The sequence below is a fragment of the Arthrobacter sp. TJ-266 genome (assembly GCF_058269115.1).
Window position 1 is genome coordinate 1 of the sequence record NZ_JBZCNC010000008.1, and the last position, 26,057, is coordinate 26,057.

The 26,057-nt window shown below is 62.4% G+C and carries 29 protein-coding genes; 15 read left to right on the forward strand and 14 right to left on the reverse strand.

Features of this window, described 5'->3' with window-relative positions; translation table 11 throughout:
- Window positions 1-86: 86 nt before the first annotated feature.
- Together AC4D12_RS16400 and AC4D12_RS16405 are read right to left on the reverse strand one after the other, a co-directional pair.
- Window positions 87-770, reverse strand: coding sequence for a helicase associated domain-containing protein (locus AC4D12_RS16400; RefSeq protein WP_490951028.1), 684 nt, complete (start codon window positions 768-770; stop codon window positions 87-89).
- Window positions 771-1,358: 588 nt separating this feature from the next.
- Entirely contained in the window at window positions 1,359-1,766 is a 408-nt protein-coding gene (locus AC4D12_RS16405) for a MerR family transcriptional regulator (protein WP_490951029.1), read from the reverse strand.
- 174 nt (window positions 1,767-1,940) lie between these two features.
- Here AC4D12_RS16405 and AC4D12_RS16410 point away from each other — a divergent pair, with 174 nt between their 5' ends.
- Window positions 1,941-3,464, forward strand: coding sequence for a SulP family inorganic anion transporter (locus tag AC4D12_RS16410; protein WP_490951030.1), 1,524 nt, complete (start codon window positions 1,941-1,943; stop codon window positions 3,462-3,464).
- A 50-nt stretch (window positions 3,465-3,514) separates the two neighbouring features.
- Here the strand turns inward: AC4D12_RS16410 and istB are convergent, their stop codons facing one another.
- Window positions 3,515-4,387, reverse strand: coding sequence for an IS21-like element helper ATPase IstB (istB, locus tag AC4D12_RS16415; RefSeq protein ID WP_490951031.1), 873 nt, complete (start codon window positions 4,385-4,387; stop codon window positions 3,515-3,517).
- The gene (istA, locus tag AC4D12_RS16420) at window positions 4,384-6,093 is read right to left on the reverse strand and encodes an IS21 family transposase (protein WP_490951032.1); all 1,710 of its coding nucleotides are present in this window, start codon (window positions 6,091-6,093) and stop codon (window positions 4,384-4,386) included. Before istA ends, istB begins: the two co-directional genes overlap by 4 nt.
- Before the next feature lie 252 nt (window positions 6,094-6,345).
- On the opposite strand from istA, the gene AC4D12_RS16425 reads away from it, so the two are divergent.
- Window positions 6,346-6,690, forward strand: a complete 345-nt coding sequence (locus AC4D12_RS16425) for a histone-like nucleoid-structuring protein Lsr2 (RefSeq protein ID WP_490951033.1) — start codon at window positions 6,346-6,348, stop codon at window positions 6,688-6,690.
- 203 nt (window positions 6,691-6,893) lie between these two features.
- Here AC4D12_RS16425 and AC4D12_RS16430 read toward each other — a convergent pair whose 3' ends face one another.
- A complete protein-coding gene (locus AC4D12_RS16430) occupies window positions 6,894-7,022 on the reverse strand; it encodes a hypothetical protein (protein WP_490951034.1) in 129 nt (42 codons plus the stop codon).
- Window positions 7,023-7,066: 44 nt separating this feature from the next.
- A complete protein-coding gene (gene sigK, locus AC4D12_RS16435) occupies window positions 7,067-7,726 on the reverse strand; it encodes an ECF RNA polymerase sigma factor SigK (protein WP_490951035.1) in 660 nt (219 codons plus the stop codon).
- A 415-nt stretch (window positions 7,727-8,141) separates the two neighbouring features.
- On the opposite strand from sigK, the gene AC4D12_RS16440 reads away from it, so the two are divergent.
- The gene (locus AC4D12_RS16440; protein ID WP_490951036.1) at window positions 8,142-8,723 is read left to right on the forward strand and encodes a GNAT family N-acetyltransferase; all 582 of its coding nucleotides are present in this window, start codon (window positions 8,142-8,144) and stop codon (window positions 8,721-8,723) included.
- An 866-nt stretch (window positions 8,724-9,589) separates the two neighbouring features.
- Here AC4D12_RS16440 and AC4D12_RS16445 read toward each other — a convergent pair.
- The 4 genes from AC4D12_RS16445 to parA form a co-directional block, all read right to left on the reverse strand.
- Complete coding sequence (locus AC4D12_RS16445) at window positions 9,590-9,907, reverse strand: hypothetical protein (protein ID WP_490951037.1); 318 nt, start codon at window positions 9,905-9,907, stop codon at window positions 9,590-9,592.
- A gap of 435 nt (window positions 9,908-10,342) precedes the next feature.
- Window positions 10,343-10,597 (reverse strand): hypothetical protein, encoded by a 255-nt coding sequence (locus AC4D12_RS16450; RefSeq protein ID WP_490951038.1) that lies wholly within the window; start codon window positions 10,595-10,597, stop codon window positions 10,343-10,345.
- Between the two features lie 374 nt (window positions 10,598-10,971).
- Window positions 10,972-11,187: a hypothetical protein gene (locus AC4D12_RS16455; protein WP_490951039.1), complete on the reverse strand. Its 216-nt coding sequence runs from the start codon at window positions 11,185-11,187 to the stop codon at window positions 10,972-10,974.
- Window positions 11,188-11,191: 4 nt separating this feature from the next.
- Window positions 11,192-11,836 carry a ParA family partition ATPase gene (gene parA / locus AC4D12_RS16460; RefSeq protein WP_490951040.1) on the reverse strand — a complete coding sequence of 215 codons (645 nt, stop codon included), beginning with the start codon at window positions 11,834-11,836 and terminating at the stop codon, window positions 11,192-11,194.
- A 355-nt stretch (window positions 11,837-12,191) separates the two neighbouring features.
- Here parA and AC4D12_RS16465 point away from each other — a divergent pair, with 355 nt between their 5' ends.
- Window positions 12,192-12,443, forward strand: coding sequence for a hypothetical protein (locus tag AC4D12_RS16465; protein WP_490951041.1), 252 nt, complete (start codon window positions 12,192-12,194; stop codon window positions 12,441-12,443).
- Between the two features lie 484 nt (window positions 12,444-12,927).
- On the opposite strand, the gene AC4D12_RS16470 is transcribed toward AC4D12_RS16465, so the two are convergent.
- The 3 genes from AC4D12_RS16470 to AC4D12_RS16480 all read right to left on the reverse strand — a co-directional run bounded on the left by AC4D12_RS16470 (window position 12,928) and on the right by AC4D12_RS16480 (window position 15,636).
- Entirely contained in the window at window positions 12,928-13,212 is a 285-nt protein-coding gene (locus tag AC4D12_RS16470; RefSeq protein ID WP_490951042.1) for an ANTAR domain-containing protein, read from the reverse strand.
- 89 nt (window positions 13,213-13,301) lie between these two features.
- Window positions 13,302-15,026, reverse strand: coding sequence for a hypothetical protein (locus AC4D12_RS16475; protein WP_490951043.1), 1,725 nt, complete (start codon window positions 15,024-15,026; stop codon window positions 13,302-13,304).
- A gap of 373 nt (window positions 15,027-15,399) precedes the next feature.
- Window positions 15,400-15,636: a hypothetical protein gene (locus AC4D12_RS16480; RefSeq protein ID WP_490951044.1), complete on the reverse strand. Its 237-nt coding sequence runs from the start codon at window positions 15,634-15,636 to the stop codon at window positions 15,400-15,402.
- 407 nt (window positions 15,637-16,043) lie between these two features.
- On the opposite strand from AC4D12_RS16480, the gene AC4D12_RS16485 reads away from it, so the two are divergent.
- From AC4D12_RS16485 to AC4D12_RS16500, 4 genes are all read left to right on the forward strand, one after another.
- The gene (locus tag AC4D12_RS16485) at window positions 16,044-16,406 is read left to right on the forward strand and encodes a hypothetical protein (protein WP_490951045.1); all 363 of its coding nucleotides are present in this window, start codon (window positions 16,044-16,046) and stop codon (window positions 16,404-16,406) included.
- Entirely contained in the window at window positions 16,403-17,392 is a 990-nt protein-coding gene (locus AC4D12_RS16490) for a hypothetical protein (RefSeq protein WP_490951046.1), read from the forward strand. The genes AC4D12_RS16485 and AC4D12_RS16490 overlap by 4 nt, the downstream gene beginning before the upstream one ends.
- Window positions 17,389-18,006 (forward strand): phosphatase PAP2 family protein, encoded by a 618-nt coding sequence (locus AC4D12_RS16495; RefSeq protein WP_490951047.1) that lies wholly within the window; start codon window positions 17,389-17,391, stop codon window positions 18,004-18,006. The genes AC4D12_RS16490 and AC4D12_RS16495 overlap by 4 nt, the downstream gene beginning before the upstream one ends.
- A 73-nt stretch (window positions 18,007-18,079) precedes the next feature.
- A complete protein-coding gene (locus AC4D12_RS16500; protein WP_490951048.1) occupies window positions 18,080-18,547 on the forward strand; it encodes a hypothetical protein in 468 nt (155 codons plus the stop codon).
- Between the two features lie 112 nt (window positions 18,548-18,659).
- Here AC4D12_RS16500 and AC4D12_RS16505 read toward each other — a convergent pair whose 3' ends face one another.
- Window positions 18,660-19,001, reverse strand: a complete 342-nt coding sequence (locus AC4D12_RS16505) for a hypothetical protein (protein ID WP_490951049.1) — start codon at window positions 18,999-19,001, stop codon at window positions 18,660-18,662.
- A 517-nt stretch (window positions 19,002-19,518) separates the two neighbouring features.
- Between AC4D12_RS16505 and AC4D12_RS16510 the strand changes: the two genes are divergently transcribed.
- The 7 genes from AC4D12_RS16510 to AC4D12_RS16540 all read left to right on the forward strand — a co-directional run bounded on the left by AC4D12_RS16510 (window position 19,519) and on the right by AC4D12_RS16540 (window position 25,950).
- Complete coding sequence (locus AC4D12_RS16510; protein WP_490951050.1) at window positions 19,519-20,649, forward strand: M23 family metallopeptidase; 1,131 nt, start codon at window positions 19,519-19,521, stop codon at window positions 20,647-20,649.
- Entirely contained in the window at window positions 20,649-21,239 is a 591-nt protein-coding gene (locus tag AC4D12_RS16515) for a hypothetical protein (protein WP_490951051.1), read from the forward strand. The genes AC4D12_RS16510 and AC4D12_RS16515 overlap by 1 nt, the downstream gene beginning before the upstream one ends.
- Window positions 21,236-21,472: a hypothetical protein gene (locus tag AC4D12_RS16520; protein WP_490951052.1), complete on the forward strand. Its 237-nt coding sequence runs from the start codon at window positions 21,236-21,238 to the stop codon at window positions 21,470-21,472. The genes AC4D12_RS16515 and AC4D12_RS16520 overlap by 4 nt, the downstream gene beginning before the upstream one ends.
- On the forward strand, window positions 21,469-22,752 hold the full coding sequence (locus AC4D12_RS16525) for a MinD/ParA family ATP-binding protein (protein WP_490951053.1): 1,284 nt from the start codon (window positions 21,469-21,471) through the stop codon (window positions 22,750-22,752). Before AC4D12_RS16520 ends, AC4D12_RS16525 begins: the two co-directional genes overlap by 4 nt.
- 10 nt (window positions 22,753-22,762) lie before the next feature.
- On the forward strand, window positions 22,763-23,056 hold the full coding sequence (locus tag AC4D12_RS16530) for a hypothetical protein (RefSeq protein ID WP_490951054.1): 294 nt from the start codon (window positions 22,763-22,765) through the stop codon (window positions 23,054-23,056).
- Between the two features lie 91 nt (window positions 23,057-23,147).
- Window positions 23,148-23,936, forward strand: coding sequence for a hypothetical protein (locus AC4D12_RS16535; protein WP_490951055.1), 789 nt, complete (start codon window positions 23,148-23,150; stop codon window positions 23,934-23,936).
- 79 nt (window positions 23,937-24,015) lie between these two features.
- Window positions 24,016-25,950 (forward strand): hypothetical protein, encoded by a 1,935-nt coding sequence (locus tag AC4D12_RS16540; protein ID WP_490951056.1) that lies wholly within the window; start codon window positions 24,016-24,018, stop codon window positions 25,948-25,950.
- The last annotated feature ends 107 nt before the right edge of the window (window positions 25,951-26,057 follow it).

Sequence of the window (26,057 nt, forward strand, 5' to 3'; positions counted from 1 at the left end):
CCGTGACAGGCCGAAGCGAAGCGCAGGACCATTGCCCTGGGTGGAGCGCCAGCGGAACCTAGGGAAGCCCTTGTGCTCGTTGCTGGTTACGCGAACCAGCCGGGCAGATCCTTATCGAGTCGCTCCCGCCGGCCTTGGCGTAGCCGGCCTCTGCGGTGAAGGATGCGTTGGTTCACGAGCCACGTGGACAGGTATGCCTCGTCGGGGTGACGTTCCCTGTCGGTGTGCGGGAGGTGTCCGGCCTCGGCGTGGAACTGCCGTACTTCCTCGAGGCGCTGGTCCCACCAAGCTTCATGAGAGCCTCGTTGGGCGCCGAGCCACTCCCCCAACTCGTTCATTGCGTCGTTTCTCTCCGGGCTGAGTGTGCCAGCATTGCGGCGCCGGCGTTGGCCCTCGATCCACCGGTACAGCCTCTGACCTTCCGCGCCGTCGTTCTGCCGCGGGAGCTCCCCACCGCGGGCACACATGTACTCCACGAGCTCCGCGTAACGTTCCCACCAGGTCTGCTCGAAGTTCTTCACATACCGGCGCTGCGCGGCCATGCCGGTCACCGGTTGGTCATGGATCAGCCAGCACCGCCCGAGCCATCCTGGGTCGCTAAGGATCTGCCGGTTGACGGCGCGCGCGACGCGCCTTGCGTCGACCCTGCACACCTGCGCGATCACCGCGACGGGGACACCGCGCGAGTACATGAGCAGCCACTCAGGCTTGCTCTCCCGCGGAACCGGCGCGAACGCATCCTCGGGCAGGATCAGCTCATCGAACCTCACGCTCACAACCTAACCGCAGACCCCCATCAGTTCACTGCGGGAGACGAGACGCCTCCTGCACACCTGGGCACGGCCCAAGCCCTTCCCGCTGCGCTGCTTGGCCCGCACACACGTGCACAGCAGGGACCAGCCTGACCGCCTGCACACACCCACCACGTCACCAACGCATCGTCAGGTCACCTCGAGCGAGCGGTGGCCATGCACAGCCTCATGAAGGGGCCGACTCAGGTGATAAGCAACAGCCAAGTTACCGACGCTTGGCCATGCCTAGGTGGGCCAGGGCGCCTTTCGTATTGCTTGCGACCTCGGCTTGTCATACACACCTGCACTGAGTAGCCACCCTCAAATCTCAGCCGGGAATGACAAGCAACCATTCGCAATGGGTGGCTGTGTCAATCTAATCTGGCCCCGTTGTGACGGTTAGGAATGGCCCCACGGGAGCTCTGATCAATGAGGTGCCGTCCGCCAGTTCAAACACCATTACAAGGTGGACTGGTTCTTAGGAGTTGAGCACGGGTGCCGGTTGGCAGCTTCTTGCTGGAGACCGACCTGCTTACGGTTGGCCGCGCCCGTTACCTTCAACACAGCTCAAACGCGGCCTTGGAGCCGTTCGATGAACTCATCAGCCTGCGCCAGATTCCGCGCCATCTTTGCTCGTTGATGCACAGCCCTCTCCAGAAATTCTGCCAGTGACGCGGATCCGTTCGCCCCGAGCTCCTGCGCTTCCGCGTTGTCCGGCACGGCAAGGAAACCGAGGATCTCGGCCATCTCTTCGAGCGAGAACCCCAGGGGCTTCATCTGCTTGATCACCATCAGGCGTTCGAAGTCATCTTCGGAGAACACCCGGAAGCCACCGTCGGTGCGCAACGTGGCAGGAAGCAACCCCACATCGTCATAGTGGCGGATGGTCCTCAGGGACAGACCCGTCCGTTCGGCCAGCTCACCGATATGCATCGTGCCGGCACCAGTGCTCGTACTGGTGGTCTTCGCTGCCATCAAAGGCTCCGTTCTGATCGAATGCAAACCCTACCATCACGTTAGAGTAAGGTTCGGGTAGTGGGATAAGACCTCGAACCTCAGGCCCCCTTCCTCGGCGCGGCGCTGCGCCCCCCTCAAGCATTGCAAAGCGAAGCCGCAGAAGCGGTTTCTCAACCATGAACGGAGCCAGAAATGGCCGTCACATCACCTGATCATCAGCCGGTGATCACTCCCGAACAGCTCCAATCCGTGCGGGAAACCCTGAAGTCCCCGCGACGGCTGAAGACCGAGGCCCTCGCCGGTCTCGTCGTCGCGCTGGCCCTGATCCCGGAAGCCATCGCGTTCTCCATCATCGCCGGCGTCGATCCGCGCATCGGATTGTTCGCGTCCTTCACCATGGCCGTCACGATTGCCTTCGTGGGCGGCCGTCCTGCGATGATTTCCGCGGCCACCGGTGCGATCGCCCTAGTCATCGCCCCACTGGTCGCCAGCCACGGCGTGGACTACTTCATCGCCGCTGTCATCCTCGCCGGGATCTTTCAGGTCATCCTCGGGGTCTCCGGGGTGGCCCGCCTCATGCGCTTCATCCCGCGCTCGGTCATGGTCGGCTTCGTCAACGCCCTGGCCATCCTGATCTTCATGTCTCAGGTCCCCGAACTCCTCGGTGTCCCTTGGCTCGTCTACCCCCTCGTGGCCCTGGGCCTGGTCATCGTGTTCGGCCTGCCGAAGATCACCACAGCGGTACCCGCCCCGCTGGTCGCCATCGTGGTCCTGACCGCGATCACCGTGTTCGCCGCCATCGCGGTACCCACCGTCGGGGACAAGGGCGAGCTGCCGGAGTCGTTGCCGACCCTGTTCATCCCGAACGTGCCCTTCACCCTGGAGACACTGGGCATCATCTTCCCGTACGCCGTCGCCATGGCGTTCGTCGGTCTCCTGGAGTCCCTGATGACCGCCAAGCTCGTCGATGACGTCACCGACACCCGCTCCCAGAAGACCCGCGAAGCATGGGGTCAGGGAGTGGCGAACATCGTCACCGGGTTCACCGGCGGCATGGGCGGCTGCGCGATGATCGGCCAGACCATGATCAACGTCAAAGCCTCCGGCGCCCGTACCCGGATCTCGACGTTCCTCGCCGGCGTTTTCCTGCTCCTCCTCGTCGTCGTCCTCGGCGGTCTCGTCGCGTTGATCCCCATGGCGGCTCTGGTCGCGGTGATGATCTTCGTCTCGATCGTCACCGTCGACTGGCACAGCATCCAGCCCGCCACCCTCAAGCGGATGCCCAAGAGCGAGACCACCGTCATGCTCGCCACCGTCATCGTCACGGTCGCCACCCACAACCTCGCCATTGGCGTCGGTGTCGGCGTGCTCGTCGCGATGGTCGCTTTCGCCCGCAGGGTCGCCCACTTCGTCACCGTCGACCGGACCGAGGAGACCGTGAACGGTGACCGGCACGCCATCTACACCGTAAACGGTGAGCTGTTCTTTGCGTCCTCCAACGACCTCTACACCCAGTTCGAGTACGCCACCGACCCGCACCGGGTCACGATCGACCTGCACGGCTCCCACCTCTGGGACGCCTCAACCATCGCCGCCCTCGACGCCATTCAGGAGAAATACCGGAGCCACGGCACCGACGTGAAGATCGTCGGACTCAACGAGGCATCAACCATGATGCGCGAACGCCTCGGTGGGAAACTCGGCGCCGGGCACTAACCCCGTCAACCAGCACTCCTCACGGCGTGATCACTACGACTGTGACGGGTTCACTCCGCCGTTGCTGGTTGCCTGACTGATTCCTTAACCGGTTTTCTGGCCGGGGACCCGGGGACCCGGTGGGCGAGGGTGTGGGCGAGGCGGTAGGAATCTGTCCCGGTCTCGATGATCGCTCCGTTGAACGTCAACCGGTCGACGATCGCGGCGCAGAGACGTGGGTCTGTGAAGGTTTTCGTCCACCCGGAGAAGGACTCGTTGGACGCGATCGCGATCGAGTTCTTCTCTTCGCGTTCGGTGAGGACCTGGAAAAGAAGCTCGGCACCGCGGCGGTCGAGTTCCATATAGCCGAGCTCGTCGATCATGAGCAGGTCCACCCGCCCGTACCGGGCGATGGTCTTGGCGAGCATCTTCTCGTCCGCGGCTTCCACGAGTTCGTTCACCAGCCTCGTGGCCAGGGTGTATTTCACCCGATACCCCTTCTCCGCGGCCGCCGTGCCCAGCCCGATGAGCAGGTGCGATTTCCCGGTCCCGGAGTCACCGATGAGGCAGAGCGGCTGTCCTTTGCGGATCCAGTCCCCGGTCGCCAGCGTGTGGATCGTCGCGGCGTTGATGTTCGGGTTCGCGTCGAAGTCGAAGTCCCCGAGCCACTTGTCCCGCGGGAAGTTCGCGGCTTTCACGCGTCGGCTCGAGGAGCGGCGGTCCCTGTCGTCGCATTCGGCCAGTAGCAGTTCGGCGAGGAACCCCTGATAGGACAGCTGTTCCTTCCCGGCGACGGTCAGGGCCTCGTCGAGGACCGCCCGGATCGTCGGCAGACGTAGCCGACGGCACGCCTGATCGACGGCCGCAACGGCGGCCTGCTCCGTCAGACCACGACGCCGGCGCAGCGTAGGAGTCACCGTGGTGGTCGAGATGGTGGGGCTCATGAGATGTTCTCCTTCGACATGCTGACGGACGCGTTGACAGAGGTGTTCGCTGGGTTCGACGGAACACGTTTGGCGAGCAGCTCGTCGTACGAGCTGACGGACGGGATCGGGCGGCTGTCCGGTGGCAGGCCGGCGATGACAGCGGCTGGGTCCATGAGCCGGCGCTGGGTGAGACTGACAACCCGTTGCACGTGTTCCTCGCCGTGAGCACCACGATGCGCGTCGAAATGACGGTCCGAACCGGACCCACCCTGAGTCGTTGCGGCGTGACGGCGTGCTTCGACCGCGACGACGTCAGCGCTGACCGCACCTACCCCAAGGGCCGCACTAATACCCGCATGAACAGCGTCGGTCTCCAGTGAGCGGTGGAGCAACAGGACGTTGATGAGTTCCCGGGTCCCGTCGGCGTCGCCGTTGACCCGGCGGGACGCCGCCCAGAACGCTTCGTGGGCGTTCGTGAACGAACCAGCCTCCCTAGCCCTGGCCAAAGCAGTGGAACCAGGCAAGGCACCGGGCTTGGTTTGCAGGACCTCAAGGTAATGATCGAGCTGCACCGACTGCCCATGCTTAATCGTGATCCGCTGATGCCTGGCCACGACCGTGCGCCCGTCGAACACCACGATCTCGGAGGCCCGCAGCGAGACCCGGACCTTCCTCCCGATGAACCGCGCCGGCACCGAGTACTTCACCATCCGCACGGTGATCATCGAGGACCGGTCCACCCTCGGCGTCAGCACCAGCCCTGGATCGAAGGTCTCCGCCGGCAACGGCGCGAGATGCGGTTGTTCGGTGGCGAAGTCCTGGCCAACGGTGCGGATCCTGTCGTTGATCCGCCGATTGTCGTCTTCTGCTTCCCAGACACGGATACGGTCGTTGAGCTCATCCAGGGACGCGACGACGGGCATCGGGGAGAGCCGGTTGCGGCGGAACCTGCCTACCTCGCCTTCGACACCGCCTTTTTCGTGGGCGCCGGTGATGCCGGGCTGGCAGTAGAACGCGTCGAAGCCGTAGTGGGAGCGGAACAGCACCCAGCGGTCGTTCTCGACCCGCTGCCTGCCCTGCCCGAACACCACCGACGTGACCGCACTCGTGAGGTTGTCGTAGCGGATGTGTCTGGTCGGGACACCGCCCAAAGCGGTGAACGCGTCGATGTGTCCCTCGAGGAACGCTTCCTGCGCCTGCGTCGGATACACACGGTGGACCGATTTACCGGAGTGGGACAGCCGGTAGACGAACATGTGGCACTTCGTCTTCACCCCGTCCAACACCACCCAGACCTCGCCGAAGTCCACCTCGGCCTCCGCACCCGGTGCGTGCTCCTGCGGGACGAACACTTCAACCCGGCGGCCGGCCTCAACATCGATCTCCGCACGACGGACCCGGACGTAGTCCCTCACCGTCGAATACGACAGTTCCCCGGCCCCGTGCTCCTCGATCAGCCGGGCAAGGATCCTACGGGCCGTATGGCGTTGCTTCCGCGGCGCCGTCGTGTCCTCGACCAGCATCGCGTCGATCGCTGGTTTGAATGACTCGAGCCTCCGGGACCCGCCAAGCCGGGGCTTACGCTCCGGCGGTTCCGACGACACGAGAGCCTGCCGAACAGTTCTTCTATGAACCCCGTGCCTGACCGCTAGCGCGCGCACTGAGAGGCCCTCGACACGGGCGTCTCTGCGGATCAGTGCGAACAGCTCCACTCTTGACTCCATCCGAACCAGCCTTCCGTCGCACTCATCAACTGATGAGATCAACGGTGGCGGTGGGGCCACACATAACCGTCACAACAAGCCCGGCGAGTCATGAAGTGGGGCCAGATATATCCGTCCTACCGGGGCCATCTAAAGGTGTCATAACTAAATGGGATTCCTCCGAGTTAGGAAGCAAAGATTCCGACACCCTTGTCATGTAATGAACGATAGGGTGGTCATGTGGGGATAGACGACTGAAAGTTGGAGTGAAGAATGGCGCAGCGCGTACAAGTCGAATTGGTTGACGACGTCAACGGCGAAACGGCAGACGAAACAGTTCGTTTCGGACTCGATGGCACGGAATACGAGATCGATCTCACTACCGAGAACGCGTCGAAGCTTCGTTCCACTCTCTCCGAGTACGTGGAGAACGGCCGGAAGGCCAGCACGGGGCGCCGGAGTCAAAGCGCTTCGAAGGCGGGCGGCGCGGCAAGCCGATCAAAGCGGGAAGATACTCAGCAGATCCGCGCCTGGGCGCAAGAGAACGGGTACAACCCCAGCTCGAGGGGCCGCATCAACCAGACAATCATTGACGCGTACAACGAAGCTCAAAAGTAGCGGGTGCCAGACTTACAGCGAGAGGCTTGCGTCACCCGAGGTTAGCTGGCGTCCTCGACGGGAGGCGGTCAGTCGTTAGCACTCCTGCTTGGTTGGCAGGGAAAAGGTTAGCGTCATTCAACGCCGGGGGTGCTGGTTCCTCGACGTTGTTTACGAGGTCGATGACTTCCCCGGGCTCGAGGTCTGCCACCTGAGGGATGACCTTAGGGGTGTGCTTGCTCGAGGGCGACGACGGCTGCTTCCTTCAGGTTGAGGTACGCGTGATCGAGTTCGAACGTCGCAACTTTCTTATTCGCCGCAGCGACGGCGAGTCGACGAATGATCAACAGCATTGAGGGTAGCCAGATCATGCACCTGCAAGGCTGTGTTCCGAGTATCAGGCTGACTGCAGTGTTGATCGGAGGCGGGCGATACCGTCGCGGATCCGCGTTTTGGCGGTGGAAATCGGGATCCCGAGATGCTCGGCGACATTTTTGTAGGTGAGGCCGTCGTAGTAGGCGAGGTAGATGGCTTCGCGTTGCACCGCGGAGAGATTTTTCAGGCACTCGCGGACCTCATCGGTGTCCTCGCGGGTGAGGACGCTCTCGCTGACCTGGTCGTAATCGACGGACTGGTTTTTAATGCCCCAGCGGAGATCCCTGACCCGGTGGTTCTCTTCCGCTCGGACCTTATCGACGGCCTTGCGGTGAGCGATCGTGAGCAGCCACGACATTCCCGTGCCCCGGCTCGGGTTGTAGCGTGCGGTGCCACCCTGCCAGATGGTCAGGAACACGTCCTGAACTGTTTCGGCGCTCATCTGCTCATCCCACACGACCCTGCGCACCAACCCGTACACGCGTGAGAAGCAGAGCCGATACAGCTCATCGAACGCTCCCTGATCCTGATCGGCGACACCGGTGAGGAGCTCACCGACGGTGAGCTCCTGCTCACCATCGTCCGCGCGATGCAGGCCGGGCTCGGTTTCGCGTGATGCCCGTGGTGGCCGACGTTGGTCTACCCGGGGCGATTGAGCGGTAGAAGGACTGCTGGAGAGCACTTGGCACCTACTGGTGTGAGACCGAGAAGTACATGTCCGAGCGACCATAGGACCACGTCACCCCGCTGTGAGCCTAATCCGCACCGGAGCACTGCTCAGCAGCCTGCCGAAGAGCACCGTCGCGATGGGTCCGCCTCTCAAGCACGATTTCATCCTCAGGTGCCAGCCTCTTATGAGGAGCTCTCGCGGCGCTCAGGACGCGTAGGCAGGTCGACGTCGAAGGCCGCGAGAACGATCGATGACCTCGTTGGTCCTGGGTGGTCTGGGTTTGCTTTTACGGCGTTCGTTACTACTCTGTGACACCTCTGGGGTCTAGAGGAAGGCCTCAGGCAGCTCCAGGACAGGAACGACGATGACCACGACGTTGCACTCTGCCCAGATTGACCGATATGACCCGAGCTCCACTTGCACGACTGTGGACACGCCCGTGAACATGCCGGCGGAGAGGATGAGTCAGTCGCTGGACGTGACGGCGGCCGCCGTGCAAAGCGCCGCTGCTCAGCTCGATGACCTACTGATCGTGAACGATCTCGCCGGGCTCACGACCCGGGAGCTCCGTGTACTGGCGAACCAGACTTTCGCACTGCTGGACGCCTCGAATCCGCCTGCCGGCGTCGCAGCCCGTCGTGCGCTCATCACTGAGGAACTCGACGCCAGGGCAGAAGAAGCCGCGCGCAAAGCAGCCACATCGACGGTCAATGGAACCTTCCGGGATAACCCGCTGTACTGCCGGTTCGAACTGTTCGTGGACGGGTCCCTCGCTGCGTACGTGAAGTACGTGGCGAGTGGTGATCGTGTTGTGCTCGTCGAGGGCATTGAACGGCCCGGCTTCGAGGGTCAGGGCTATGAGATGACCCTGATGCGGCACGTTGTGCTCAACGCTCACAAGCGTCGAATGGGTTTGGTGCCGCGGTGCGAGATGGCGGTCGATTTCCTGACAGAGAACCCGCACTACCGGGCACTGATCACTCATCGCAGCGTCGCACTCACTCGTTGACCATCACAATTCGCTGACCATTACCCGCCATCACACGCCACCGCATACCGCCGAGCCGGTTGATGCCAGGAGGGGTGTGATGGTGCGTGATGAGTAAGAGGGACGCGAGGATCCCCGATCTGTGCCCACACTGCGGAGGGATCGTTCGTATCCGCAAATTACTTCAGCGGGGCGTGGAGGTGCGGAAGGTGTGGGCTTGCCGCCAGCAGTGCGTGACGTGGGAGACTCGCTAATCGCCCTCCCTGACCCCGTTGCCCGTTCGCTCAGCCAAGGACCGCCGTAGCCGCTCACTTCTCGTCGCCGGACCCCACGCAGGATCGCGCGGGGGTGTCCGACTGGTTCCGGAAACAACCCGGCCGCCCTGGCTGATGAATCGCAGCAGCGGGCCGAGGTCCTGAAGGCGATCCCCTCCCCTGACGAGGACCCCGTCCAACTGGCTGGGTGGGTTTCGCAACAGGTCCTCGGCGAACCGATTGTCAGCCACAGCAACGACCTTCGGCGGCTCACCCATTGCTCGTAGCGCGCCGACAAGGCCCCTCACCTCGAGCGCGGACGTCGCGTTGATGACCAGCACATCCGGTTCCTCACTCGCTACAGCCGCGAGCGTCTCGGCCGTCCCGTCACTGGTCCCCGTGATGCGCAGGAAAGCGCACGGCTTCAGGAGCTGCCGGAAAGCTACGAGCATGAGGACATCGCGGGAGGCAAAATGCACCTGCACCTCATGGTGAGGTCGACCGGCTAAGAACATGGTGTGAGACCTTGTTATCGCTGCATTTCCATCGATAGAGAACGTGACCCTCAACCTAGACCCACTCAGTGGCCCCTCCATCTCCCCGCACTCGTCGTGCCACTCCCCCTGCGGTGTGTTACAACCTGCCGAACAGCTTGCGCCACCACGCTCCGCGGTTTCCACCTGCAACTTTTCCTTCGACCGCGTCCCACAGATGCATGTAGGACAGGACATCGCCCTGCTCGAGGTTGAGTCTCTGCCCGACGGCGGCCGCCAGATCCTCCTCGCTTAGCACGGGAGGCATACCTGTAATCCAGATGTCAGGCTCCTCGTCCCCGGAGGCCGTGTCCGCCCATACGGTTGCAAAGTAGGACCGCAATGACTCGTCGTACCCCCACACACTTTGATTCGTGTAGCCCGGCACCGCCATGACTTTTAACATGTTCGTCGGCATCCTTAATCCCTTCGTCACAATCACACGATTCGTTCATGCCCTGACAAGTAGCCCGTCCAGCCTCTCGACCATTCTGTACACGACTCAAGCGCCCTCGCTTCGCTACGTGGCCCTCATACACCTGCACAGCAGAAACCAAAAACTTACATGTATGCACGCACTACGTCACCGAGAGCGGGTACGTTCCCAAGCGAACGACGGACCCAAACAGCACTCTTGAGTGCAGAGACCGGCCCTAGCGATAGTCGACCTGGACTCATTTACTCATAGCTTCATTTACTCATCCACTCACACGCTGCTGCCTCTCTTCTAAGGCTTGCTCCGAGACGATTTGCTTGATGATTCAGAGTCAGTCATCGTGATCGACCATTCCGCTAAGTCCGCGAAGCCCGGAATTCCGGGGCCAAGGAGACCGGTTGCGCTCCAAAGAAACCTTTATTGAAACCCGGTCAGCATGTCGCCGAGCTTGTTCTTGAGTAGCCCGAGTATCGCGTCTACCGCCTCTGCTTTTTCCTGGAACAGATTCAGAACTCCTCCCCTGTTGTGAACAGGCGAACGTCGGTCACTTCGCCGGGCCCCACCACGCATCCAGTCCGCCTTCACGTAGGTCGAGGTCTCATGCCACCACAGCCGATGAATGCCCGTCGTGCCATCCCCAACCCCGAGGTACATGACCATCAGAGTCATCATTTACTCATCCACCCACTTGATCAGTTACTCATTTACTCAAAAGATGAATTACTCATTTACTCGATTACTCATCGGGTAGGGAGTCGATGTAGGCGGTGAGGAAGTCCTTGATGGACATGCCTCGCTTCGCGGCCTGGATGCGTAGTTTTTGGTGCTTGGTGATGGCGAGNGCTCGAAGTTCACCCGACGGGTGGGCTCTACGTCCTCGAGGAACTCCATCAGTTGCTGCTTGCTCTTCCTGGCACTGGGCCGGCCAGGGCCGAGGTTCCCGAGACTGAGTGCCCGCCTTACCATCCCCGACCTCGAGGTACACGGTCTTCAAACTAATCATCATTTACTCAATTACTCAAAAGATGAATTACTCATTTACTCGATTACTCATCGGGTAGGGAGTCGATGTAGGCGGTGAGGAAGTCCTTGATGGACATGCCTCGCTTCGCGGCCTGGATGCGTAGTTTTTGGTGCTTGGTGATGGCGAGCTCGAAGTTCACCCGACGGGTGGGCTCTACGTCCTCGAGGAACTCCATCAGTTGCTGCTTACTCTTGCTGGCACTGGGCCGGCCAGGGCCGAGGTTCCCGAGACTACTCATTTACTCAATTACTCCTGTCCGCGTGGGTGAACTGTTCTACTTCTGCGATGAGCTCCTGTAACTCCTTGGCCGCTTCTGACTTCGGATACATCTCGAGCACGGTACTGCCGGTGACTGCGGTCCCCGGGTAATCGACTCGCTGATGAATCCGGCTCGTGAGCACGGGCAGGTCGTATCCCTCGAGGACCTTCGCGATGTCCTTGCCAATGTTGGTGCCAGCGATCGCGCGGGAGACGACGAACGCAGCCCGGAGTCTCCCGTCGGTGATCTCGATGCGACGCTTCACCAGATCTACGAGATCCGAAGTAGCCCAGATGTCATAAGGGGAGGGCTGAACTGGAATCAGAACAACATCGGCCGCCTTGACAGCAGATACTGCAAGATCTGCCGCTTGCGGAGCGCCGTCGATGATTACGTAGTCAACTTTGGCCAGAGCTTTGATGTCCTTATCGATGGTGGGCCGGTCGATGCCGATCACCGTCAGGGGGTGATCCTCCCGCACCGCAGCCCAGTCCCGAGCGCTGCCCTGGGGATCGGAATCGACCAGCAGAGTTGAGTGCCCGGAGAGTTGTAAACCTCTGGCTAGGTGAGTGGCGAGAGTTGTTTTACCAGCTCCGCCCTTCTGGTTCAGTACGGCGATGACTTTCACGTGCTGCCTTCCTGCAGATTACTCATTTACTCAAATGATGCCATGGGCACATGAGTAAATGAGTCTTCGAGGGAGGTGTCGGCGTGTCTCCTTGTCAGGCTGGGTAGTTAGGCTCCATGGATGAACGTGGCTGGGAAGATTCGCCGTGGCGCGGACGTCGAGACGATCGAAAACTTGTCGGCAGCTGGCGACGACTACGGCCCGGCGCTGCGTTGTTTGAGCGTCGACCTAGTGGGTACAAGATGATTGCGATCCGGACGGACAAGTGACCGCCGGCGCCGACGTTCAATCGTCCGATGTCACGGCGGCGCCGCGTCCTGGGTGGCATGGGATCCCGCCGAGTGCTGATCGGTACGTGGCGCCGCTGCAGCTCGAGGAGCCCGGCGACGACGTCGCCGTGACGGAGCCGGCGAAGGCTTTGCCGATCTGGGTTGAGCTCGAGTACGCGGACGGCGCGCGGCAGTCCGCGAAGGGGTTTGCGATGTCGTGGACGTCGTTCGCGGTGTACGCGCAGTGGATTGAGTTCTCTCGAGCCCGTGAGGCGTGGGTCCGGCCGGATCAGTGCCGTCGCCGCGAGATCCTCGCGAAGAAGACGATTCCGGGTTAACCCTGGCCAAGCTGGTGTCAGCACCGGCTTGTAGCCTTGAATTCGGCAGTCGGTGTTCCGCGTTTCACCCCATCCGCGTTGAGCGCCGGCTGCTTTTCCTTCTGCAGGCGGTGTAGTCCGCGTGTGGGGGAGTGCCAGGTGGCAGGACGTCGCCCTGCAGAGTGCGTCCTGCCACCTGCATGGTTCACGTCAGCCCTCTGCTGAACTGACGAAGCCACTCATCAATTAGGCTCGATCCGTTCACGGGCTCGAAAGGTGATTTCTCCCACCCACATGCTTTCTAGGCTGTGCATGCCCACCGCTCGCTCGAGGTGGGACGTCGACGCTTCGGTGACGTGGTGGGTGTGTGCAGGCGGTCGGCCTGGTTCCTGCTGTGCACGTGTGTGCGGGCCAAGCAGCGCAGCGGGGAGGGCTTGGGCCGTGCCCAGGTGTGCAGGAGGCCACGCGGCCCTGCGAGGCGCTCGTGGAGCTGTTCCGCGCCCCGTTAGGGGCCGGGATCGAGCGTGCCTGTGCGGGTGAGGTCTTCCGCGACGTCGTGGACCTTCAAGTTGGTGGTGTTACTCATCTTGCAGAGGATCTCGAATGCCTCGTCGGCGTCGACTTTCAGTCGTTCCATGAGGATTCCTTTGGCCTGGCCGATGACATCCCGGCTGGCGACCGCTTCTTTCAGCTGCTCGACCCTGTCCATTTCCTGCAGCAGCTCCGTCAGGAGCAGGTCGACGCTGCGCTGCAGAGTCTGGGTGCTGACTTGCGGCTGTGTCTCGTCCATGTCTCCTCGGCTCGTCGCTGCGAATCGATCAGTTCAAGTCCAGCACAGCGACCCGGGAATGACCATGGGCTCAACCTGTGCACTGTCGGTCAGGCGGCTCTACCGACGTCCCAAAGGGCGCGTTGGTGCTCTTGCTCGCTGTCTGTCGGTCGGAGCCAGTGGTGTTCCCGGTCGTGGTCGTAGACCTCGTGCTCACCGATCTGAGTTTCGTGGCGGCTGAGCCGCGCATGCCATGCGCGGCGCTCTTCCCGGTACTGGGCGAGCTGGACGGCGAAGTCGTCGGAGGCGCCGAGCCGGTCGGCGAGCTGGCGGAGGTTGGTGGTGTGGACGATCTGCCAGGCGCCGTGGTGCCTGCGGATCATGCCGAGCTGCTCGAGGACCACCAGGTGCTCACTGAGGGTGTTCCGGCTGATTCGGGTGGCGCGGGAGAGGTCCATGGTGGTGGGGGAGTGGCGTGCGCGTTCGATGCCCTCGTAGGCGAGGGCCGCGATGGGCCCGAGGGCGCGGAACACGGGCCGGATGCCGTAGATCTTGCCTTTGAGCCAGGTCAGCGCGCGCGCTGTCTGCTCGAAGTCGGCCGGCAGCTGCAGGGTATAGACGTCGGCGTTGCGGCCGCGGGCGCGGTCGATGCGGGTCACGGCTCCTCGTGAGACCCGTTCGAGCGTCTTCAGGTGCCTGGCGACAGTGTCGTGGCTCATCCCGGTTGCCAGGGCCAGAGCGCGGCAGCCGACGGCGACGACGTTGGTTTCCATGGTCCTGGCGAAGCCGAGCATTGCCCGCAGCAGGACCTTCACTGATGTACATGTAGCGCCCAGCTGTTCGAACTCTCGATCGAGGATTGAGTAGGTGAGAACCTCGAGGTCGTTGACGAGCTGATGAACGCTAGCGGTCGTGAGCTGAGACAGCGAAGGCGCCTCAGATGTGGCGGGGGGTGTGAGTACAGTCCGGCTTGTGTCGCAAGTAGGTGCATGTCTTTTCTTTGCACGCTGGGAGGGGCGGTTCGCGTCGAGCTGGGTGATCCGGGTGTGGGCTTTCGCCCACTCCACGGGCAGGAGCCGCTCGGCTCTCTTGGTGGTGCTGTAGAGCGCTGTGAGGCCCGCGAACTGGCCGGTCATGGCGGTGCGGACCTGGTCGACGGTCCAGCCGCAGCCGGCGAGGTGGTTGAGGACCGCCATGCGGGCCTCTGAGTCGCTGGGGTAGGTGTTGGTGTCGTACCGGCCCGTCATGGCCACGGAGCGCAGCACAGACCGGCTCCCAGTCGATGACGCCGCTCCGCCGAAGGTCTCGGCTAGCGGCGCGGTCGAGCATCCGGTGGGGGAGTTCAGCGCGGCCACGGCGTCGGCGGCCGCGCGTTGCTGGCGGCGCCGCTCTTGCTCGAGGCGGTACAGCTCGGGTGCCAGTGCCTTCCGAAGGGCGGCAACGACGGTAGCGGGGTTACGGCGGCGGAGGATGCCATATGCCTCGGTGAGGGGAGTGATGAGCATCTGGTGGCCACCGAGCTTGTGCGGGGACCCTGGAACGCGGATACAGCCGTCTGTGACGTTTCGGTGGGGTCCTGGGTCCAGGCTCGCGGCGTGCAGCTGCAGGGCCTGCACGAGCTGGTGCGCCTCGGCCGCGGTGAGTGGTTCGCGCAGCGGCACGTACAGGTGGCGTCCACCGCTGGGGGAGCGGTCCTCGACGTAGGCAACGCCAGCGTCCCGGAGGAGCTGCCCGAGCCGCGCCGCGTCGGCGTCGACCACAGCGCGGCGGGCCGCACGTGAGGTGTCGAGGTCCAGGCACAGGGTCCGCACGGTCCCGTCGACGTCGTGGACCATGACTGCGGCTGGCGTTGCAGGAAGAGTCTTGGTGATCGGGTGGGAGTCCGATCGCTGGTATCGGACGTCGCCGTCGACGCGTCGGCCGCGCCGGTAGACCGGCCGGCCCGCGATCAGGGGAGCGAGCGCCCACGCATCCTGTGCGGGGTGTGCGGAATCGTTACGGCGCGGCGCGCCCGAAACGACTGGAGGACCTTCCAGCACGTGTAGTAGAGTCCTTTTCGTATTAGCAACGCGTCGTGAGACGCGTAGCAGCGATCAGGCACAGCGAAGGCTGTGACTGGGGAGCTCCTCGCCGGTCATCTTGGCGGATAGTGCGGTGGAGAGCTCGATCAACTTGGACGAAGGCCCGCGTAATGCGGGCCTTCGTCGTTTAACTGGCCTGCGCCATGGGCAGCGCCTCCGGAATCCTGTCGCGGTCGGCCCACGTGGGGTAACCGTCATCATCGAGTTCTAGGTGATCGAGGATAAGCTCCAGCCCCTCGGAGGCGCTTATGCCGAGTCGACGGGATACATCGGCGAGAAGTTGCTTGGACTCGGGCGGGATGATGTAGCCCGCCTGGATGTTCCCTCTGCTGGTGCCGCGCGCTCGGCGCAATGTCTTACCCATGAGCAGAACCTATCTATAACTCTTAGGGTTAAGCCCGTTGGTTGTCCGCGTGTCGGGATTAAACATCGCCAGGACCATCCAATCGCTGTCTGGACCCGAACCGCCTGTGCTGTCCAGTCCGGACGGTACAATCGACTCGGTCTTCGTCTACGTACAGCTGCATCAACGCCCACATTGGGCCGCAGCGTAGATTTCATAGTACACATCACTGAATTTTTTTCAGTTCCGTTGGGGAACGGGGGAGCCTTGATCCTCGGCGGGTCATCGACCGGCGGGAAGAACAGGTGAGGTACGTGGGACGGTCAGAAGTAGCACTCTCGGCATTCGCAACGCTTGAGCTACCCCCACGACCTCAACTCAGCGACCTCGTAGCCGCGGTCGAGAAGCGTTACGGGAAACCCCTCACCTTGCACGAGGTACCGGCAAAGTCGCTGGGACCCAACATCACTGGGCAGTGGACAGATTTCCCGACTCATGGCCGCATCGAATACGCAGCCGGTCGGCGGATCTGGCAGTTCCATGTGATCCTTCACGAGCTCGGGCACATCGTCCTTGACCACAAGAGTCACAAGAGCGATCCCATGACGGAGTCCGGCTTCTTCCGCGGCGTCGGAGCGCGAAAGGGTGTGAGCTGGATGTTCCGTCAGGTCGACGGGCCTGCGGATCACATCGAGTGCGCAGCCGAGGACCTCGCCTTTGTCTTCGCCGATGTGCTGCTGGGCTCAGGGCAGAGCAACACAACTACGGCCGAACGAATCTTCGGCCTGTGATCGCGGTTGCGTTCTGGCTTCTCGCCGTCGCTTTCGTCTCCCGATTGATCTTCGTCCTGCGATTCGGGTCATCCACCGCCTTCCTCGCCGCGATGGGTATCGGTCTTGTGGGCCTGTTCAGCACCGGCGTCCTGGTCCCAGAGGTGGTCTTGGACGGACTGCTCGGCGGTCACAACTTCCTCCACCTGCTACGCAACCTTGCGGTGACATACGCGGTGTGGCTCATCCGTGACGGCGTTGTCCGGGCCTTTGGTGACGAAGCGGACCGCGGGAAGTTCATCTATCGCCGCAGGTTCCTTCTCTTGATCACCGCAGCGATCGTCATTCCATTCCTGTTCCAGCGATTCGTTCCCACCACGGAGAGCTTCGTCCCGGAGAACGTCGATCAGCTCCCTGTTCTCATCTACGCAACGGTGTACATGGCCGCCCTGGGCTTTCTCGCAGCCTCGGTCGTGAGGACCTGCCTGACACCTCAGTCGAGCAGGGCCGTGAGAGTAAGCGCCCGTGGTGTAGCAATCGGTATGGCGTTCATGACGGCGGCGTGCGTCGATGAGATCGCCTATATGCAGCTTGAAGCGCTGGACGTTGGTACTGCGGGACTGCGAGCTGTCCTGTACACCGCTTTCTCACCATTACTGTACGGCGGCGTTCTGATCGTGTCGCTCAGTCTTGCGCTGCCACTGCTGATCCGCGTGCTGCGCGCTTTCGACCTCGTAAACAGGGTGACGCTGCTCATCCTCGAGGCCTCATCAGCTCTCGCCGGCACGTCGCCAGCGAGACCTCGCCCACTCGCACGAGTAAGGTCTGCGGTCGTGCACCCCGACCCCTCGGGAGCCGTGTACGAACACATCATCCGAGAGAGCGACAGACGTGTGACCGGTGAGCATCGAGCTCTGCCTCGACTGACCGAGCGCGCGCTTTCCTCGGCCGAGAATCGATTTGATGAGTCGTTCGACATGACGTTGAGAGAGAAGGACACCCGATGAGCATCCAAATGATCAGCAAGTCCCGGGAGTCTTCGGCACTGGGCCGTGTTGCCCGGGTAGCCACAGAAGTGGCTCAGCCTCCGCTCGTGCTGTCCGCCCTCCTCGTACTCGCATCCATCCTCGAAAATCCGCTCCTGCCGTTCGTAGCGACCGGCCTCGTGGCAGCGCTGTCGATCTGCTTGATTCCCTTCGCGGTCGTCGTCGTGATGGCTCGCCGGGGCCGCCTGACCGACCATCACGTGGGCGATAAGCGGCAACGGCGCGGGGTCATGCTCTGGACGCTTGGCTCAGCCATCGTGGGTGCCGGCCTCCTCACCCTCATGGACACGCCAAGGCCAGTGTGGGGCTTGATCGGCGGTATCTTCGCAGGAATTGTGACCCTGATCGTCATCAGTCCTGTGTGGAAAGTATCGGGACACGCTATGACGCTCGGGGGAGCCACGGTGACGTCATTGTTGATGTTCGGATGGGCAGGATTGCCCGTCTTGGTGGCCGCCCCGCTCGTCTGCTGGTCTAGGGTGTATCTGAAAGATCACTCGGCAGCGCAAGTAATTGTTGGCTTTCTCGTCGGCGCGGTTGCGTTCGGGATCTCCTACACACTGATTGCCAGGTAGTGGTCTCGCCAGAGTGCATCACCGTGCTGCAACCGTCCGTGCATCACGTGGTGCCCTGCGTCCGGACAGGTCTATGAGTCGAAACGAGGTCACCTTGGGCGAAGATCAGGACCCAGTTGACCCCCGGACTGATAAAGAGGTTCTTGCCTCCAAGCTCCGGCTGCTGCTCGACATAGTTCACGAGAAAGACGCCGCGAGCTTCACCTACGAAGACATTCGGCAAGGTCTCGAGGAGCAGGGATTCACACTCACGAAGACCCGGTGGCATCGACTGCTGGCAGGATCTGCGGACAACAAATGGGACCCCGCACTACTGAAGGCCCTTGCCTACTTCTTCGACGTCGATCCAAATTTTCTCCTGCAACGCTCGGGTCCAGTGCCGGAGCGTGTGGAAGCCGAGCTTCGGCTCATCGAGGCTTATCGCATCTCTGAGGTTGAGCACTACGCTGCCCGAGCACTCGGTGAGGTGAACGTAGACGCGCTTCGGGCGGTAACCCGGGCACTTCGCAATCTTCCGAAGCGTGCGCCCAGGTCGACCTGACATGAACATCAGGGGCTGAACGCCTCCATCACTGAAATTTTTTCAGTTTTGCACCTATGCTGGTTGCATGTTTGCAGTCCCCAGCCTTGTCGTGCGCCTTGCACGCTTCGCACTACTCGCTCGGCCGAAGGCCGTCAGCGCTGACGTAGCCGGCGATGAGCGAAAGAAGCTTGTCCGCTCGATCAGCATCGAGGGTGTAGGTCAGAGCTCTCGTGGATCGTTCCTCCGCCGAGAGGTTCGCCGTGACAACCTTCGTCAGCTCGAGCTTGCCTAGGCTTTGAGTCAGCACACTCGCATTGATGCCCGTTGCCTCCTGGATCTGGTACCGCATCGAGGGCCCAGAAATCCTCAGATGACGGATGATCTGCATGCGAACGGCAGTGCCGTAGGCGACGATCGCGGCGTCCAAGTCCTCAGACCACAAAGGGTCGTTCGGACGGACGTGTCGGGGCATGCGCTCCATTGTGCCGAACCTTCCACTGATCAGGTAATTCCATATGCAACTTAGCATCTTAAGTGTCTAGTTCAATGCTTTATATGTCAGACTTGGCGTGATAGCACGTATCACCACTCGAGGTGCGACGAAGGGGAGAAGGAACGATGCACAAGTCGTGTTCAGCCACCTTTGCCGCTGTCGAGGAATTGCTAGAGCGGGCCTCGCTTCGCTCGGACTGTTCAAGCGACGTTTTGGTCAGCTGTCCTTCGGATCATGACGGACCGCGAGGCACGGTCAACCGGGCGCTTCGCGCCGGGTCCTTCCGGAAAAACTTCGCCCGGCCTGCTGCGCAGGAAAGCCCCGTGCAAACTTGTTTCCTCCACGCCCCGGTGAACCCGGTGGACAGCACCTCTCAATCGGCCCGTCAGAGCACTGCGTGCCAGCAGGCCAAAACAACGATGAGGAGGAGCGGGGCGATGAGTGATGCGCTGATCGGTGCTTCCCAGCCTTCCGGGCCTCTGGTGACGAGGCTCTGATGGCCGTCAATCCGTTGCTCGCCGCGCAGGCCGCCCGTGTGTCGGGGAAGGTCTTGCGGAAGGTGGTCGTGCCCGTAGTGGCCGCGACGTCGATAGCCCTGGGTTTCGTCGTTGTGGTTCTGGACGACGGTGGGACACCTGCCCAGGCCGCGTCGGCGTGCGTGGCGCCAGGGACGCCGGCAGGTGATGGCCCTGAGGTAGGCGCAAGCCCGGTCAAAGGCTTCGATGCGGAGCAGATGGACAACGCGTCCGCGATCATGAAGGCGGCAGCGGATCTTGGGTTGCCTGTGGAGGCGCAGCTGATCGGCGTGCAGACCGCGATCGGTGAATCAACCCTGCGGGTCGTTGATTTCGGGGACGGTGCCGGCCCTGATTCTGGGGGTCTATTCCAGCAGCGTGCCAATGGTGCGTGGGGGTCCTATGAGGACCGCATGGACCCTTACATCAGTGCCACGAACTTCTTCAAGGTCCTCCAGACCGTCGAGGGCTGGGAGTCGCTGGAACCGACGATCGCGATCAACCGGGTCCAGCGCAACGCTGACCCGAATCACTACACCCAGTTCCGGGTTCCGGCGACGCAGATCGTCAAGGCCCTTGGCGGGGAGGCTGCGGCGCAGCTCGACCCTTCGGGTGTTTGCCCGGCGGAGGGTAACCAGGTCATCGGTGATCTTGCTGGCGAATGGGTGAAGCCGATGGCCGAAGGAGTCGTGACCAGCGGCTACGGACCCCGGCAAGCGCCCGGTGGGACCGCTGGGGGAGTGCTGGCGAACTTCCACTACGGCATCGACTTCTCCACCCCCGGCCAGGCCGGGACGGTCGTGGCGATCACGGACATGAAGATCGTCCACATCAAGGAGATGGAAGGTCAGTACGGCAACGGCGTCGTCGGCCAGACCCTGGACGGCAAGCTCACCATCAGCATGTTCCACATGGAAACCGGATCGATCAAGGTCAAGGCCGGTGACACCGTGTCCGCCGGCACGCCCCTGGGGACCGAAGGCGCCACCGGCAACGTGTCCGGCCGGCACCTGCACATGGAGTTCTTTGCCGGGGCACATACCAACCCCGGCATTCCTATCAACCCGACCATCGATCCGACCCCGATCCTTCAAGAGAAAGGCATCTACTGATGCGCAAGCCCGTGTCCCTGCCACCGGCCCTGACAGTTCTCGTCGCGGGCTCAGTGCTCATGATCGGCATGACGGGGTGTGCCAGCGAGCCGACATCAGCCACCGCCCCGACCACTACCCCCAGCGCCAGGACCAGCACCAGCACCAGCACCAGCACCAGCGTTCCCACTGACCAGGCCGGCGCCGGGACCGATGGCGAGCACGCAGAAGGCGATGAGGAGCATGACGTGACGGAGCACTACGACGGCCCGAACGTCGTGTGGAGCGCCGATGACGAGGCGCGGGTGAAGGACGCCGCTCAAAAGGCCATGACTATGTTCGCTCGCCCCGAGGTTCCCGAGACGCAGTGGTTTCCCGAGCTTGAGCCGCTCTTGACGGTCGAGTACGCGGAGAACGCGAAGTACATCGACCCGGCACGTGTCCCGATCACCACGATCACCGATGGACCTGCGATCAGCCGGGAGGCAGATAACCCGATGACCGTCACCGCGTCCTTCTACACCAACGACGGGCCGTGGGACGTGCTACTGCACCGCACCGGCCAAGACGCCCCCTGGCTCGTCTCGGCCATCAGCCCCAAAACCACATGAGCACCCTCAAAGAAACCGACATGAACCCAGACATGAACCCAGGCCTGAGCACGCACACGCTGCCGGACGAGTACGGCACACCACCTCTGTTCACCGATCCGCTTGCCGTCTCTGAGATGGACCCCACGTATCAGCCGTTCAGGACCCGGCCCGATGCGGTGGTCTTCCAGGACCCTATCCAGCCCCGCCCCGCCGCAGGCACGCACACCACGAGTGGAAGGACGACCCGATGACGACCAACTGGTCAGGAGTGGAACGCAAGTCACGTTCTCCTATCAGCCTCACCGATCCCGACGAACCCCAGAACGACATTCAGGACGGGGTGCAGGAGGGGGCGCAGGTCGAGACCTCAACAGGGGTCGAGCCTGTTGCCTCGACGGATGTTGTGCAGGACAAGGAGCAGGAAGCGACGGCGAGCACCACGACCGGCTCGGTAATCCAGAGTGTTCCTGCTGCGCTTCCGGTACAGCCTTCGGTAGAGCGGCCCTTGGTGAGCGGCCGACGCAGCGCGACGATCCTGCGCAAGGAGAACGTCAACGATCAGCTGCCGCCGGCAACAGGGTGGCAGGCGTTCATCCGGTCGATCACGTTCGGTCTGATCACCCCGAAGGTCGGCGCAGCGGAGCTCGCGCGGCGCACCGACCTGTCAGCGATCCAGCGTGTCTACTCGCGTCCGATGCAGATCATGGTCGCCCAGCCCCTGGGCGGAGTCGGCAAGACCACCTGCAGTGTCGGCATCGGGTCGACGTTCGGTATCCACTCGGGACAGAACGCGATCGTGTGGGACAACAACGAGATGATGGGCACAGCGGGAGTGCGCACCAACTCCAACGAATCAACCCGCACCGTCTGGGACCTGCTGAACGTCCTGGAGAAGTTCGAAACCGTCTCGGCCCGGAAGGGTGACTTCACCTTCTACACCCGTCACCAGGGCAAGAATCAGTTCTCGGTGCTGGCCTCTGACGAGGATCCTGACCGGATGAGCTCGATCGGCGCTGAAGAGTTCAACCGCATCCACACGGTGGTGTCCCGCTTCTACGACACCATCATCGTGGACACCGGCAACAACACCCGGTCTGCGAACTGGCTGGCATCCATCGAAGTCACCGATCAGCTGGTCATCCCCACAACGCTCAAGCGCAACTCGGTCGTATCCGCGCTGCGGATGATCGAGCAGCTCGAAACCATGTCCGAGCGGACAGGCAACCCGCACTACAAGCGCCTGGTCGACAACGCAGTCGTCATCGTGACTCAGGGCGGCGGCGCGAAAGCCTCCCCGGCCGAGCAGGCCGACCTGCGCGAGAAGCTCGGTTCCGCTGTGCGCACGATCATCGATATCCCGTACGACGCGGCACTGGACACGGGTTCGATCATCGATTGGCAGCTCGTCGGAGATCCCGCACGGCGGGCCTTCGAACGCGTCACCGCGGAGATCGCCGCCGGCCTCCTCGAGGTCGACAGCAGACCAACGACCAACCTCACCACCACTTCCAACAGCACCATCACCCGATAGGAGAATCACCATGGAAAACCCACTTGAGGGCGTCACGCCCAGCATTTCCGTCTTCGGCGTCGAGTTTCAGGGTGCCATCACTCTCGTCCTCGGCGGCATCTGGGCTCTGGCTCTCGCATTTGTTGCCGCCGCGTTCTTGTGGAACCTCATGAAGTGGGGCATCGCACGGCAGAAGGGCCACTCCGATGACATCGCGGACGGCGCTGAAGGCGCCAAGCGCAGCGGCATCGCATTCGGGGCCACGGTCGGAGCGAGCGTCATCCTCGGCGGCATCATTGCCGTCGCCACAGCTGCAGGTGCATAGGTCACACACCCCTGAGCCATCGCCGTCGGGTGCTGTCCGGATCACCGGACAGCACCCGGCATAACTCACCTCAACCTTTGAACGGAACCTCATGAGGAAACACTGGAAGGCGCTGGCCGCCGTGGCCGCAGTGGTGATCGCCGTGGTCGTCGCCGCGATCATCATCAGTGCACGCCCCGACCCAACAGCTGAACCGACGCCGGATACGGACAGCACGATCACGACCGGCACGCTCGGTTTCCCTGTCTCGGACATCAACATCGGGGAGGGCGGCACCGCAACCGCACCGGATGGCCGCACACCGATCGGCTACAACGGGTCCTGCGACTCAGCAGCCCAGGCTGCAGCGGCGTACACACCTTTGCTGACCGACCTCAATGTCGGAACTTGGCCAGAACAGAAGGAAACGCTCCTGTCTCTTGCTGTAGAAGGGCCGTGGGTGGAGGACGCCGTACTAGGCGGGGATCTCATCTATGAGACTGCTGCGACTACCGAGCTCCCTGGATTGTTTGATGGTGGCTGGATGGAACAAACGGACGTACGGGCGGGCGGTATGTATCGAATGGTCTCCTGCGAACCCGAAAAACAGGCTCTCGTGCAGGTGCTTTTCGGGGGACTCAGTTCAAGCGACACACTCCCTGAAGGCCTTTTCGGTACTCAGTCATTGGAGCTGACTTGGGACGGAGACTGGAAAATTTCCGATGCGCTGCTGCGTACAAATCCCGAGTTTGAACAGCGCCTTCCCGATCGAGGTCCCAGTGGTGGCTATACCGACGAGGGAACCGGCGTGATGCCCGTTCTGACATCGGACGTCGCGGACTACTACTTCAAGGACCTGAGCCGGGAGGGGTGGATCGAGTATGCGAACGCTAAGCGCTAGCTCCGTCCTGAGACTCGTCGCAGCGTTCCTGGCCGTGTTCCTCGGCCTCGGACTGCTTACCGCTGGCTCCGCTAGCGCAATGGAGGACCTGTTTACATCTGAGGGTGGACTCAACGCCGACGAGATGAAACGTCTGGCCGGCCTGCCGCAGGACCAGCGCGACGGGATCCGTGACCAGCTCAATCAGGAGTTGGCCAAAAACGCATGCGAGCCGAATCTGATGTCAACTGCGCTCATAGGACAAGACTGCGAAGGACTAGCTACAAGAGCGTTCGGTCGTTTCTTGACGACGCCCGAGCAATCGATGGACTACGACCCTGCTACTCAGAAGACAACTTTCTGTGCGGCCCTGGATCAAGAGGGCGCGCCTAATCCTGCGGTTCTTGCGTGCGCTGTAGACACCGCGTGGAAGGACTTTCAGCCCGCTTTAGGGACTGCTCTTCGCACGGCGATCGGCCTGCAGCCGGGCGGGTTGTTCGTGCTGGGTGTTGCTGACACGGTGGCTTTCATCGCAAATGCGAAAGACGGGTTCGAGAAGTTCGCGAACTCGACCAAGGAAGGCGCAATCCAGGCAACGAACGAGGTCCTGAACAACCTGTTGAAGGTGTCCTCTTTCGAGGTCAATGATTCCTTCAGGGACCTGTGGGCCATTTTCGCCGGCGTCGGGGTCGTCATCATGGCGCTTATGTATCTGAAGCTCTTCAAGGACGTCGCTGACGAGAAGATCGACTTCGACACCGCCCGGCAGTCGATCTTCTGGTACGGGCCGCTGTCGATGGTACTTGTGCTCTTCGGGCCCGCTCTCGGACACGTGATCAACGGGTGGTTGATGCAGGTGACGGGCTCGATGACGTTCTGGACCTCGAACCAGATCACCGATTTCGCGACGGCGATTTCACGGTTCGCCAGCTATGAGTCCAATGGCGCGTTCGGCCCTTTGGCCGCCGTACTGCTGTTCGGGATGATGTTCCTCGGCGCATGGGCTTTGCTGGGACTATTCGCTCTGCAACCGTTCGCCCTGTACATGCTCGGCGTCGGACTGGCGTTGATGGTCGGGTTCCTCATTCATCCCGAGTACCGGGCCAAGGTGAGCAAGACCGCAGCCTTGTGGGTCAGCATCGCCCTGTCGAAGCCGCTCATCTTGCTGCTGATGGGAGCGCTGTTCAGCTTCATCAGCTCCCGTCCTGCGTTTCAGGCGGAGGGCGTGAATGACGCGCTGATCAACGCGTCCTCAGTGTTCCTGGCTGCGGCGGCAATGCTCGTCCTCGCGTTCTCACCTGCTGCGCTCTTCAAGTTCGTCCCGATCCTTCCATCGTCCGCAACCGGATACGGCGCAGATCGTCCTTCCATCGCGGGAGCTGCGATGGTCGCAGGCACCGGAGCGGCTCTGAAGTCGGCGATCAGCAACCGCAGGATCAGCCAGAACCAGTCCGGTTCGGGCAGTAGTTCTGGTGGCGGTTTCGGAAGCGGTGCCGGCAGCAAGGCCACCAACAGATTCAATGCCCCTTCGGGCAACAACACGGGTGGAGGAACCGATGGTGGGGCGAGTATCGGCACAAGCACAAGCACAAGCACTGGCACGGGTACTGGTGGCGGACAGACCGCGCCCCAGCCGAGCTCACGCATGATGAACCGCCAGCCTCCCGGTGATGCGGGCTCTGACGGTCAAAGCAGCGGCAATGGTTCCGCCAGGACCGGGTCTGCCGACGAGGGGGCCGCCGACGGGTCCGACGGCGCCGCTGGTGGAGCTCCAGATACGCGGACGATCGCGCAGCTGCAGCGTGATGAGCGCGCAGGAACCCCGGCTGGTAAGGCGGGTGAAGCGCTGCGGACGGGCGCTGGGGCCGCTGGCCGTGGCACTGCCGCCGTTGGACGCGGGTCGGCAAAGATCGCCGCAGGCGGAGCTACCGCGTTCCTACTCGCGGGCCGCGAGGGGGCCCGCCAGACCAGCATGCGAGGCCGTCAGGGAGCGAAATCGATCGTGCCGAACACCGACCACATCAGCGGCCGGTAACCAGTCAGAGCAGTAGCTAGCGGTCTTGTGCAACACGTAGCGGTAGGGGAGTGGTCATGGGAAGAATGGTCGTCGTTGGAGGCGAGGTATCACGGCGTGGCCTGTTC